Origin of the sequence: Thioclava marina, from assembly GCF_002020135.1 — a bacterium.
Taxonomy (GTDB): Bacteria; Pseudomonadota; Alphaproteobacteria; order Rhodobacterales; family Rhodobacteraceae; genus Thioclava; species Thioclava marina.
Genome location: NZ_MPZS01000001.1, coordinates 984,316 through 996,528, shown reverse-complemented (window position 1 = coordinate 996,528; position 12,213 = coordinate 984,316). Strand labels below are relative to the sequence as shown.

The 12,213-nt window shown below is 67.6% G+C and carries 11 protein-coding genes; 6 read left to right on the top strand and 5 right to left on the bottom strand.

Annotated elements, in window-relative coordinates:
* Positions 1-34 precede the first annotated feature (34 nt).
* Positions 35-1,348, top strand: coding sequence for an MFS transporter (locus BMG00_RS04760; protein WP_078573529.1), 1,314 nt, complete (start codon positions 35-37; stop codon positions 1,346-1,348).
* Positions 1,349-1,365: 17 nt separating this feature from the next.
* On the opposite strand, the gene BMG00_RS04755 is transcribed toward BMG00_RS04760, so the two are convergent.
* A complete protein-coding gene (locus BMG00_RS04755) occupies positions 1,366-2,073 on the bottom strand; it encodes an arylesterase (RefSeq protein WP_078524940.1) in 708 nt (235 codons plus the stop codon).
* On the opposite strand from BMG00_RS04755, the gene BMG00_RS04750 reads away from it, so the two are divergent.
* Both BMG00_RS04750 and BMG00_RS04745 read left to right on the top strand, forming a co-directional pair.
* Positions 2,072-2,761, top strand: coding sequence for an ABC transporter ATP-binding protein (locus BMG00_RS04750; protein WP_078573528.1), 690 nt, complete (start codon positions 2,072-2,074; stop codon positions 2,759-2,761). The two genes, BMG00_RS04755 and BMG00_RS04750, sit on opposite strands and share 2 nt — an antisense overlap.
* On the top strand, positions 2,758-5,265 hold the full coding sequence (locus BMG00_RS04745; protein ID WP_078573527.1) for an ABC transporter permease: 2,508 nt from the start codon (positions 2,758-2,760) through the stop codon (positions 5,263-5,265). Before BMG00_RS04750 ends, BMG00_RS04745 begins: the two co-directional genes overlap by 4 nt.
* A 132-nt stretch (positions 5,266-5,397) precedes the next feature.
* On the opposite strand, the gene BMG00_RS04740 is transcribed toward BMG00_RS04745, so the two are convergent.
* Both BMG00_RS04740 and BMG00_RS04735 read right to left on the bottom strand, forming a co-directional pair.
* A complete protein-coding gene (locus tag BMG00_RS04740) occupies positions 5,398-5,859 on the bottom strand; it encodes a lytic transglycosylase domain-containing protein (RefSeq protein ID WP_078573526.1) in 462 nt (153 codons plus the stop codon).
* Positions 5,860-5,960: 101 nt separating this feature from the next.
* Complete coding sequence (locus tag BMG00_RS04735) at positions 5,961-8,393, bottom strand: heavy metal translocating P-type ATPase (protein WP_078573525.1); 2,433 nt, start codon at positions 8,391-8,393, stop codon at positions 5,961-5,963.
* A 139-nt stretch (positions 8,394-8,532) separates the two neighbouring features.
* On the opposite strand from BMG00_RS04735, the gene BMG00_RS04730 reads away from it, so the two are divergent.
* The 3 genes from BMG00_RS04730 (at position 8,533) to mnmH (ending at position 10,484) form a co-directional block, all read left to right on the top strand.
* Positions 8,533-8,742 carry a YgaP family membrane protein gene (locus BMG00_RS04730; RefSeq protein WP_078524930.1) on the top strand — a complete coding sequence of 70 codons (210 nt, stop codon included), beginning with the start codon at positions 8,533-8,535 and terminating at the stop codon, positions 8,740-8,742.
* A gap of 111 nt (positions 8,743-8,853) precedes the next feature.
* Positions 8,854-9,432, top strand: coding sequence for a L,D-transpeptidase (locus tag BMG00_RS04725; RefSeq protein ID WP_078524928.1), 579 nt, complete (start codon positions 8,854-8,856; stop codon positions 9,430-9,432).
* Positions 9,432-10,484, top strand: a complete 1,053-nt coding sequence (gene mnmH, locus BMG00_RS04720; protein ID WP_078573524.1) for a tRNA 2-selenouridine(34) synthase MnmH — start codon at positions 9,432-9,434, stop codon at positions 10,482-10,484. The genes BMG00_RS04725 and mnmH overlap by 1 nt, the downstream gene beginning before the upstream one ends.
* 6 nt (positions 10,485-10,490) lie before the next feature.
* Here mnmH and BMG00_RS04715 read toward each other — a convergent pair whose 3' ends face one another.
* Together BMG00_RS04715 and BMG00_RS04710 are read right to left on the bottom strand one after the other, a co-directional pair.
* Positions 10,491-11,387, bottom strand: a complete 897-nt coding sequence (locus BMG00_RS04715; RefSeq protein WP_078573523.1) for a DMT family transporter — start codon at positions 11,385-11,387, stop codon at positions 10,491-10,493.
* A 3-nt stretch (positions 11,388-11,390) separates the two neighbouring features.
* The gene (locus BMG00_RS04710) at positions 11,391-12,212 is read right to left on the bottom strand and encodes an alpha/beta fold hydrolase (RefSeq protein ID WP_078573522.1); all 822 of its coding nucleotides are present in this window, start codon (positions 12,210-12,212) and stop codon (positions 11,391-11,393) included.
* Position 12,213 lies beyond the last annotated feature (1 nt).

Here is a 12,213-nt window from a genome sequence, read left to right as displayed (position 1 = left end):
TCGCCGCGTCATCTGACGCAGCGGAAACCTGCCGATGGAACGCCAAGCCTGTGCGATCGCTAAGGGTTTGCCGGGTCACCTCTTCGCGCCCGGCTTCGAAACCCCACTTGAACTCGCGCGCCAAGAGGCGCAAAGCGGCCCCATGTTCCGCCCCGTTCGCCTTGTCCTCTCCGACCCTGCATTGCGGCTTGCCGCGGTGCTTCTGGTGCTGTTCGGAGCCCATGCGGCGACGATGGGGCCTTATGTCTCGGCGCTCGCGATCAAGGTGTTCGGGCTGTCGGACCGCGCCTATTCGGGGGTGCTGCTGGTAGCCTCGGTGCTGTCGGTCTCGGCCTCGGTCGGGCTTGGCATCCTTGCCGACCAGCGCGCGAACCGACGTGCCATCGCGCTTGGTACCTCGGCGATGCTGATCGTGGGGTCCGGGCTGGTTCTGGCGGGCGAGAACTGGGTCGTCTTCGTGATCGCGAACGCGCTGATCCTGCCGCTTTCGGCCTCGATCTTCGGCCAGCTCTTCGCGTTGTCGCGGCTTGCGGCCTCGACCCATCCCGAAGCCGACCGCCCCGCGATCCTGTCGACCCTGCGGGCGCTGTTTGCGCTGCCTTGGGTCGTGGTGCTGCCGATCTGGTCGGTGGTGTTCGATCAGGGCGCACCGCTCACCGCGATCTACCCGGTCACGCTGAGCCTCGGTGCCGCGATCGTCGCCCTGACCTTCCTGTTCTGGCCGCGCGACGGGGCGACGCGCTGGCCCGATCCGAAATCGGGGCTGAGCTTTCGCCAGTCGCTGCACGAGATGGCGAACCTGCCGATCCTAGCCCGTGTCGTGGCGCTTGGCACGATCAACGGCGCAGTGATGCTCTATCTCGTCGTGATGGGGCTGGTCTTCGAGGCGACCCCCGGGCGCGGCGCCGCCGATACCGCGCTTTACGCGGGGCTGATGGCGGGGTTGGAGGTGCCCTTCATGCTGGCCCTGCCGCTGGTGCTGGGCCGGATCGAGCGCACCGCGCTGATCTGGATCGGGGCGGCGCTTTATGCGACCCATCTGGGGTTGATCCCGCTTCTGGCCCCGACGCCCTTCGTCTGGCTGCTGACCTTGCCGGGCGCTATCGGCGGCGCGGTCGTGCTGACGCAACCGATGGCCTATCTGCAAGACCTTCTGTCGAATCGGCCCGGAGCGGGCGCCTCGCTCATGGCACTGCAAAAGCTCGCAGGCGACGGGTTCTCGGCCGCCGTTTTCGCGATCGGAACGGCACTGGCGGGCTATGAGCTGGCCGCCGCGGCCGGGGCGCTTCTGGGCGTGGCCGGGGCGGGTGCTCTCTGGGCTCTGGACCGGCGCGCGGCGCGATCGTAGCCGAGGCGTTTGCGGCCTCAGCTCCCGCTCTTCACCTTCGCCAGCAACTCCAGAACTTTCGGCCCCAGCGCCGCGACCACCTTCTGCACGCCCTCGGGGGATGGATGGATATTGTCTGGCTGCATCAGGTCGGTGCTCGCACGCTCCTCGATCGGGGTCTTCATGATCGGGGCGAGCAGGTTGGGCACCAGAACCGCACCGTATTTCTGCGCCAGATCGGGATAGATCGCGTCGAATTCCTTCTGGTAGTCGGTGCCGAAATTCCCCGGCGCGGGCAGCCCGGCCAGCAGCGCGGGGATGCCCTTGGCCTGCAACTTCGCCAGAATACCGTCGAGATTTTCCCGCGCCTGATAGGGAGGAAGCCCGCGCAGCAGGTCATTGCCGCCAAGCGCCACGATCACCGCATCGGGCTGCGGGGTCAGCAGCCAGTCGATCCGCGACAGCCCGCCTGCGGTGGTGTCGCCCGACACGCCGCCATTGATGACCGTCACATCCTGCCCGTGATCGCGCAGCCAGCCCTGCAGTTGGGGCACCAGCCCGTCCTCGGGATTGTCCAGCCCATACCCTTGCGTCAGCGAGTCCCCGAGCGCGAGGATCGACACCTGCGCCAGCGCCGGACCCGCGCCAAAGGCCAGCCCCGCGACGATAAAACCCGCCGCCAGACGCTTGCGTATCCCGAGGACCGGCCCATATCCCTTTGAAGCAAAAGAAAGACAGTGGCGCATGAGCGAGACCATCCTTGAACTGAAAGACGCGCGGCTCGCGCTTGACGGCAATACCGGCCCGGTGGAGATCCTGCGGGGGATCGACCTGACGGTGGCCAAGGGGGAAAGCGTCGGGCTCACGGGGCCGTCTGGTTCTGGCAAATCGTCGCTCCTGATGCTGATGGGGGGGCTTGAGCAAGCCACCTCCGGGTCTGTCACGGCTTTGGGGCACGATCTTTCGACGATGTCCGAAGATGCGCTGGCCCGGTTCCGCCGGGGTAATATGGGGGTGGTTTTCCAAAGCTTCCACCTCATCCCGACGATGACGGCGCTGGAAAACGTCGCGATGCCGCTGGAAATCGCCGGTGTCGAGAACCCGTTCGAGCGTGCGGCGGCCGAGTTGGAGGCGGTGGGACTCGCCCATCGGCTCGATCACTATCCCAGCCAGATGTCGGGTGGCGAGCAGCAACGCGTGGCCTTGGCCCGTGCCGTCGCGCCGCGCCCCGCGATCCTTCTGGCCGATGAACCCACGGGGAACCTCGATAGCGCGACGGGCGAAACGATCATCGAATTGCTGTTCGGCCTTCAGGAAAAACACGGCGCGACGCTGGTTCTCGTGACCCATGCGCCCGATCTCGCAGCGCGCTGCGACCGGATCGTGGAGCTGCGCGACGGCAAGGTCGTCACCCCCGAGGGCGCGCCCGCATGAGCCTGTCGCTGACCATCGCCCGGCGCGAGCTGCGCGGCGGCATTCGCGGCTTCTGGGTGATGCTGCTCTGCCTGATGCTGGGGGTTGCCGCGATCGCCTCGGTCGGGCTGGTGCGTTCCGCGATCGAGCGCGCGCTGTCCGATCAGGGCGCGGTGCTGCTCGGCGGCGATGCGCAATACGAATTCACCTATCGTCGCGCCAAACCCGACGAGCTGCAATGGATCACCGATCACGCGACGGCCGTGTCCGAGGTGATCGACTTCCGCTCGATGCTTTCGACCGGCATCGATCCCGCCGACCGAGCGTTGACGCAGGTGAAGGCGGTGGACGGGGCCTATCCGCTGACCGGAAAGCTGCAACTCGATCCGCCCGTGACGCCTCAGGCGCTGAAAGGCGAGGGGGGCGTTCCGGGGATTTTCCTTGATCCGATCCTGGCCGACCGCCTTGGTCTCAAGCCGGGCGACAAGGTCCAGCTGGGCGGGCAGGATTTCGTGATGATGGCCCGGATCCTGCGCGAGCCGGATTCGACCGGGGCAGGGATGGGGCTTGGGCCGCATTCCATCGTTGCGCTCTCGGCCATCGCGCAAACGCCGCTGCTCGCGCCGGGCTCGCTGTTCGAGACGCAGTATCGCGTGACCCTTCCGGCCCAGACCGATCTCGCCGCGATGCAGGCACAGGCCGAGGCGCGGTTCGAAGGTGCGGGCATGCGCTGGTCGGATCGCAGGCGGGCCGCACCGGGCGCCGAGCGTTTCGTGCAGCGGCTGGGTTCGTTCCTCGTGCTGGTGGGGCTCGCGGGCCTCGCTGTGGGCGGCGTCGGTATCTCTGCCACGGTGGCCGCCTGGATCGAGCGCAAGGCCCCCACCATCGCCACGCTGCGCGCGCTTGGCGCAACCGGCCGCACGATCCGTGCGGCCTTCCTCATCCAGCTTGCGGCCCTCGGCGCGATCGGCATTCTCGCGGGGCTCGTGCTTGGGGCGGGGCTGGTGCTCGGCGCCTCGAGCCTGATCGAGCGCGCGCTGCCCTTGCCCGTCGCGATCACCCTCGATCCCGGCCCGCTGGGCGAGGCCGCCCTTTACGGCGCGCTGGTCGCCGCGCTCTTCGCGCTCTGGCCGCTCTCGCGCATGTCGAGGATGCGCGCGGCCACGCTCTATCGTGACACCGGCGCGGGCCGTCGCCTGCCGGGCTGGCCGACCCTGACACTGACGGTCGTGCTTCTGGCGGTGATCGTGGGCGTCTCCGCCTGGTTCTCCGGCCTCTGGACTCTGACGCTCGCGAGCCTTGGCGGCATCGCCTTCGCGCTGCTGATCCTGACGCTTGCGGCTTCGGTGATCCGCCGCGCCGCGCGTGCAGGCCAGCGCCTTGCCCGCGGCCGCCCGGTCCTGCGTGCAGCCCTTGCGGCGATCGGCGGGCCACGCTCCGAGGCGCGCTCGGTGATCCTCTCGCTCGGCCTCGGCCTCTCGGTTCTGGCCGCCGTCGGCCAGGTCGATAGCGGCTTGCGCGGCGCCATCGACCGCGACCTGCCGAAGGTTGCCCCCGCCTATTTCGTCATCGACATCCAGCCCGACCAGATCCAGCCCTTCAAGGATCTGCTGGCGGGTATGCCGGAGGTCTCCAAGGTCGAAAGCGTGCCGATGCTGCGCGGCGTTATCACCAAGATCAACGGCGAGGATGCGCGCAAGACCCATGGCGAGCATTGGGTGCTGCGCGGCGATCGCGGCGTGACCTATGCGGATAGCCCACGTGAGAAACTTACGGCGGGCGAATGGTGGCCCGCGGATTACAACGGCCCGCCGCTTGCCAGTTTTTCCGCCAAGGAAGCGCAGGAGATCGGGCTCAACCTCGGCGACGACATCACCGTGAATATCCTCGGGCGCGACATCACCGCGAAGGTCACCTCCTTCCGCGATGTGGATTTCTCGACCGGCGGGATCGGTTTCGTGCTGACCCTCGACCCGGCGGCCCTGCGCGGCGCGCCCCATACTTGGCTCGCGACGATTTACGCCCCGCCCAAGGCCGAAGCACAGGTGATGCGCGATCTGGCCGAGCGCTTCCCCAATATCACCGCGATCCGCGTGCGCGACGCCATCGCCCGTGTGACCGAGGCCCTCTCGGCCATCGCGCGCGCCACCTCGCTTGCGGCAGGCGTGACGCTGCTGACCGGTTTCGTCGTGCTGATCGGAGCCGCGGCGGCCGGCGAGCGCGAGCGCGCCTGGGAAGCCGCGATGCTGAAAACGCTGGGCGCCACCCGCGGCGCGATCCTGGCAAGTTTTGCCCTGCGCTCGGCCCTGATGGGAGCGGCGGCGGGTCTCGTCGCGATCCTCTTCGGCGGGCTCGCGGGCTGGGCCGTGGTCGATCTGGTGATGGGGGCGGAGTTCCGCTTCGCGCCGATCCCCGCGCTTTTGATCGTGGCGGGCGGGGTGATCGCGACGCTGCTTGCGGGGCTGGTCTTCGCGCTGCGCCCGCTGGCGGCGCGGCCTGCGGGGGTGTTGCGCGCTCCGGAATAAGGCGCGCGGGTTGAGAGGGCGGATGCCTCCGGCGGGGATATTTGGAGCAGTTGGAAGACGGGTTCTCGTTTCCAACTGCTCCAAATATCCCCCGCGGAGCGTCCTCATCCCGCCACAGGCGCGCGCGCCGGGTCAGCGCAATCCGGTCGCCTTCAGCATCCCGCGCCTCTTGGCCTCGTAATAATAGCCCTTCGCATACCACATCACCGCGCGATCCTCCGAGCCATCGGCCAGAAGCCAGGCGCCGCGCAGGTATTTCACCGCGTATTTGAGGTTCGTCTCGGCATCAAGCAGGTCGTTCGGCTTTCCCTTGAAGCCCATCCCCCGCGCGGTTTGGGGCAGGATTTGCATCAGCCCGTAATAGGGGCCGTTGCGGGCGTTCGCGCGGTAGCGGCTCTCGCGCTGGATCACCCGGTGCGTGAGGCTGCGCGGCACGCCGTAGTGATCGGAATAGTGGTTGATCAACACGCGCAGTTCGGGCGTTTCGCCGGGATGAAGCGGTGGGTTGTAATCGGGCTTCGCCATCGGGCGGGGAGAGCCGCCGCATGCGGCGAGCGCACTCAGCGAGAGAAGGAAAAGGCGGCGTGTCAGCATGCATGCTCTCCGGTCGGGTCGCATGCAGCTAACCGGGCGGCGGCGCGCTTGGGAAGTCGGGAAATTCCGCCTCGGCGCGCTCCCGCCGATCAGCGCCCGGATCAGCGGGCCGCGCGGCGCAGGCGCAGCGCGTTCGAGACCACGAAGACCGAGGAAAACGCCATCGCGCCCGCCGCCAGCATCGGCGACAGGCCGGTGCCGCCGAAGGGCACGAGGATACCCATCGCGACCGGGATCAGCGCGACGTTATAGGCAAAGGCCCAGAACAGGTTCTGCTTGATGTTGCGCATCACCGCGCGCGACAGATCGAGCGCCTTGGCCACGCCCGTCGGATCGCCGCGCATCAGCACCACCTCGGCCGCCTCGATCGCGACATCGGTGCCGGTGCCGATCGCGAGGCCGACATCGGCGGTGGCCAGAGCGGGCGCGTCGTTGATCCCGTCGCCGACGAAGGCCACGGCGCCGGTTGCGCGCAGGCTCTCGACCGCGTCGCGTTTGCCCTCGGGGAGCACTTCGGCTTCGACCCGGTCGATGCCGAGCGCGTTGGCCACGGCTTGCGCGGTGGCGCGGGTGTCACCGGTCACCATCGCGACCTGCACGCCCGCCTTGTGCAGCGCCGCGATAGCCTCGCGCGCCTCGGCTTTGATCGGGTCCGACAGCGCCATCAGCGCGACGGGCCGGTCCTCGAGCGCCATCCAGACCGGGGTGCGGCCTTTGGCGGCGAGGGCGGCGGCGCGCTCCGCGAAAGGCGCGATATCGGCCTCGGCCTCCGCCATCGCGGCGGCATTGCCGATCCAGAGCTTGCCCGCCTCGGCCTGCGCGCGCAGCCCCTTGCCCGAGAGCGCCTTCACGCGTTTGACCGGGGCATGGGGGATGCCGCGCGCCTCGGCCTCGGCGAGGATCGCGCGGGCGAGCGGGTGTTCGGACCGGCTCTCGGCACCGGCGGCGAGCGCGAGTATGTCGCCTTCCGAAAGCTCCGCGAGCGGCTCCAGATCGGTCAGCGCGGGCCGGCCTTCGGTCAGCGTGCCGGTCTTGTCAAAGCCCACCAGCGTGACCTCGGAAAGCCGTTGCAGCGCGTCGCCGCGGCGGAACAGCAAGCCCAGCTCGGCGCCGCGCCCGGTGCCCACGAGGATCGATACGGGCGTGGCCAGCCCCATCGCGCAGGGACAGGCGATGATCATCACCGAGATCGCGGCGACGAAAGCATGGGTGAAGCCCATCCCCGCAACCATCCAGATCGCGAAGGTCAGAAGCGACAGCGCCATCACCACCGGCACGAAGACGCGTGTGACCTTGTCCACCAAGGCCTGAACGGGGAGTTTCGCGCCCTGTGCCTCCTCGACCATCGCGATGATGCGGGCGAGTACGGTATCGGCGCCGGTGGCGGTGACGCGGTAGCTGAGTGCGGACTCGCCATTCACAGTGCCCCCGGTGATCTTGTCGCCCTCGGATTTCGAGACGGGCAGGGGCTCACCCGTGAGCATGCTTTCATCGACATGGCCCGCGCCTTCGGTGATCACCCCGTCGAGCGCCACCCGCTCGCCCGGGGCAAGCAGCAGCACGTCGCCCGGGGCGAGTTCCGCGATGGAACGTTCCTCGACGCCGGTCTCTGTCTGCACGCGGGCGGTCTTGGGCTGCAAGCCGATCAGCCGCGAGATCGCTTCGCCCGCACGGCCCTTCGCGCGCGCCTCAAGCCAGCGGCCCAGCAGGATCAGCGTGACGATGGTGGCGGCGGCTTCGAAATAGACGGCGCGGGCGCTTTCGGGCAGCAGGCCGGGGGCGAGGGTCACCAGCGCGGAATAGAGGAATGCCGCGAGCGACCCCATCGCGACGAGCGAATTCATCTCGGGCGCTCCACGCAGAAGGGCGGGGATGCCGATGCGCAGGAACATGCGCCCCGGGAAGGCGAGAACGGCGGCCGTCAGGATGAACTGAATCCACCAGCTCGCGCGCTCGCCGATGCTGGACGCGATCAGGTGATGCACGCCGGGGATCATATGCGCGCCCATCGCGAGTACGAAGACCGGAAAGGTCAGGACGAGCGAGAGCAGGAACTGATGCTTGAGCTTGCGCGCCTCGGCGGCCTGGCGTTCGGCGGCGGGCGCCGTGGGCGCGCTGCGGTCGGCGATGCGGGCGGGATATCCGGCCTCGGTCACGGTGCGGGCGAGATCCTCGGGCGTGAGCGTCGCTTCGTCGAAGGAGACCTGCGCGCTTTGCGTCGCGAGATTGACGCTGGCCGAGGTGACGCCGGGCAGGGCGGTCAGCGCGCGCTCGACGCGGCCGGTGCAACTGGCGCAGGTCATACCCTCGATTTCCAGCCGCGCGGTGCCGCCCGAGGCCGGGTAGCCCGCCTTTTCGAGCGCCGCGCGCAGGCTCGCCGGGGTGGCGGGGGCCTCGAATTCGACGCTGGCGCTGCGTGCCATCAGGTTCGCAGCGGCCGTTTTTACCCCCGGCTCGGCCAGAAGCGCACGTTCCACCCGGCCCGTGCAGGCGCCGCAATGCATCGCGTCGATGGTAAAGCTGGTTTTCGTCATCGCGTCTCTCCTGTCTCCAGATCTGGGGGAAAGGGGGCGGTGGTCAAGCGCCGCGTGACATATGCGCAGGATTGAATTTGTTGTGAGGGAATGGTATGGAGCGCGCAACGACAAACTTCTTTTTTCCCGGAGCGATCCCATGAATCTCGACCGCGCCATCTTCGCCTTCGCCGGCGTGATGATCCTGATCAGCCTCGCGCTGGCCGTCTATGTCTCCATCTACTGGCTGTGGTTCACCGCCTTCATCGGTGTGAACCTGCTGCAATCGGCCTTCACCGGCTTCTGCCCGGCTGCCAAGATCTTCGGTCTGTTCGGCATCAAGGCCGGCTGCGCCTTCGGCGACAAGTAAGGCAGAGGCGCAACGCTTGGTCCCGCATTCGTGCGGGGGCGACGCATAAGCTTGAGGGGGCGGAGCGGCTTTGCTAGCTTCGCCCTTAGTCATTTTTACGAGGAGCTGCCGATGGATCGTCGTGCCTTTGTGCTGTCGCTGGCCGCATTGCCTTTCGCGGGGCTGCCCGCTTTCGCCCTCGAGGTCGAACCCGAAGCCGAGTCCGCGAAACGCTGGCCGATCGGCTCGCAATATTACCCGACCAAGGTGCGTGTGAAACCTGATCTGCCGGTGGGCTCGATCATCGTGCTGTCGGACAAGTTCTTCCTTTACCACATCGTCGCACCGGGCGAGGCGATGCGCTATGGCGTGGCCGTCGGCAAGGCCGAGCTGACGTTCCGCGGCACCGCGACCGTCGGCCGCAAGGTCGAATGGCCCAGCTGGAAGCCCACGCCCGAGATGATCGAGCGCGATCCGGGCTCTTATGCGAAATATGCCGACGGGATGCCGGGTGGTCCGAAGAACCCGTTGGGCGCGCGGGCGATGTATCTCTACCAGAACGGCCGCGACACCGCGATCCGCATCCACGGCACGACCGCGCCGAGCTCGATCGGCCATGCGGTATCGAACGGCTGCATCCGCATGGTCAATGACCATGTGATCGAGCTCTTCAACTCGGTTCCCGTAGGCACGCAGGTCACCGTCTACTGATGCAACTCACCTCTCTGGCCGGGGTCGCTGCGCTCGATTTCGACACGATCATCGACGTGCGCTCGCCTTCGGAATTCGCCGAGGATCACATTCCCGGGGCGATCAACCTGCCGGTGATGGACGATGCCGAGCGCGCCGAGGTCGGCACGATCTACAAGCAGGTCTCGCCGTTCGATGCGCGCAAGATCGGGGCGGCGATCGTGGCCGCGAACGCGGCGAAGCACCTGCGCGGGCCGCTCGCGGACAAGGAGGGCGGCTGGCGTCCACTCGTCTATTGCTGGCGCGGCGGGCAACGCTCGGGGAGTTTCGCGACGATCCTCAAGCAGATCGGCTGGCGGGTGGAGCTGGTCGAAGGCGGCTACAAGGCGTTCCGTGCGCTTGTCGTCGAGGCGGGCAATGCGCCGATGCCCTGCCCGGTGGTCGTTCTCGACGGCAATACCGGCAGCGCGAAGACCGACATCCTGAAAGCGGCGAAGGCGCAGGGCGCACAGGTGATCGACCTCGAAGGGCTCGCCAATCATCGCGGCTCGCTGTTCGGCGCGATGGCGGGCGGACAGTCGAGCCAAAAGGATTTCGAGACCCGGCTGGCGATGGAGATTGCGGCGCTTGACCCGTCGCGCCCGGTGCTGCTGGAGGCGGAAAGCTCGAAGATCGGCGATCTGCAATTGCCCAAGGGAATCTGGGCCGCGATCAAGGATGCGCCACGCATTCGGGTCAAGGCGCCTCTGGCCGAACGCGCCGCCTATCTCGCGCGCGCCTATGCCGATATCACCGCCGATCCCGAGCGGCTCCTGTCGGTGATCGACCAGCTGCGCCCTTTCCAGCCGGCCGAGCGGATCGCCGCGTGGCAGGCGCAGGCCGTCGCCGGGGAATATGCGGCGCTCGCCGGAGAGCTGATGCGCGACCATTACGACCCGCGTTATGAAAAGCACCGCGCGCGCCATGTCGACACGGAACGGCTGATCGAGGCTGACAGTCTTGCGCCCGAGGCGATTGTCGGTTTGGCAGAGCGCGTTATTTCCGAAGCAACGACGCTGACCCCGACAGCCTGACGAGGCTCAGGGACGGCTTTCGGCGTTCGTGCCCTTTACCGGCCACAGCTCCAGCACGCCAGCGCCCAGCACCAGAAGCCCGCCCGCCAGTTCCATCGGCGAGAGCATCTCATGAGCGAGCAGCGCGGCAGAGATCGCCCCGACCACGACCTCGGTCATCAGAAGGATGCCGACGCGCGCGGGCTCCAGCCGCACCGTCGCCCACATCAGTGCCGCGAGCGACAGCCCCCACCAGATCGCCCCGGTCCCGAGCGTGAGGGCGAGCGTGGCGGGTAAGGCCTCGACCACGGATGGCAGAGGCGCGAGGATCGGCGCGAGGATCAGGCTCGCCAGTGCTGCCCCCAACGAAAAGACAAAGGCCGAAGGGGCGGGGGAAAGTCGCGAAGTCGCCCGGATGCCGGTGGTCGAGATCGACCAGAGTACTCCGCCCGCCAGTGTCATCCATTCGCCTAAGTCTCGCGGCAGCGGCAACCCGCCCCCCGCGCCCAGTATCAGCGCCAGCCCGGCCAGCCCGAGCGCGATCGCATAGAGCCTCAGGCGCGGCGTCGGCCAGCCCATGACGAAGCGGCCGATCAGCGTCGACCAGACCGGGGTGAGAAACCACAGCAGGATCACCAGCGCCACGCGCCCATAGACGAAGCCGATGGAGTAGAGCGCGAAGGCCCCGCCCCCCAGCGCGATCGAAGCCAGCGCCACCGGCGAGGTCACCGCGATCTCGTGCCTCCTCCGCCAGGCAAAGGGGCCGAGAAGTACAAGCGCCGCGAGCGTGACCCCCACCGTCCCCCACGCGCCTGCCAGCCCTCGCGCATCGAGCGCCCGGACGGGCAGCCAGTAGAGCCCCCAGAAAGCCCCGGTGAGAAGGGTGATGACGCTTGCCAGAAAAATCGTCCGCCCCTCGCGCATCCTTCAGCCGAGCTTCGCGATCCAGGCTTTGAGCGCAGCAAGCGCCTCGGGTTCGTCGAGGAAGGGGATATGCGCGCGGCCGGGCACCTTTGCATAGATCATATCGGGGCGGCGGCGCTGCATCTCCTGCGCGGCGGCGTCGCTCAGCAGATCGGAATTCGCTCCGTGGATCAGCGCGAGCGGTAGGCCTTCGGCTGCTTCGAAGAGCGGCCAGGCCTCGCTCACGCCGCCCTTGAAGGCGGCAAGGAACGCCTCGCGCAGCTCCGGGTCGTAATTGATCTTCAGCCCTGTTTCGGTCTCGAGGTAATGGTGGCGGACTTCCTCCATCCAGCGGCTTTCCGGCACACCCTCGAACCCCTTCATCGCGGCAGGCAGCTTCGCCACCATATCCGCATAGTTCTTCGCCGCGGGGTTGCGCCCGATATAGTCGAAGATCTTGTTCAGACCGTCCATCTCCAGCACCGGACCGACATCGTTCAGGCACAGCCCCGTCAACCGGTCCTTCGCGGTCGCGGCGAGATACATCCCGATGAGACCACCGCGCGATGTGCCGAGGATCGCGACTTTCTCAACCCCCAGATGGTCGAGCAATTGAAGCGCATCGGCCCCTTCACGCGGTACGGTATAGCTCGCCTCGCCCGTCCATGCACTTTGCCCGCGCCCGCGATAATCCATGCGGATGAAACGCACACCGCCCAGATACGGGGCGACATAGTCGAAATCCTGCACATTGCGGGTCAGACCTGACAGCGCGAGCACCGGCACACCCTCTCCCTCGTCGAGATAGGCCAGCTTCGCCCCGTCATCTGCCGTGAAGAACTTCATT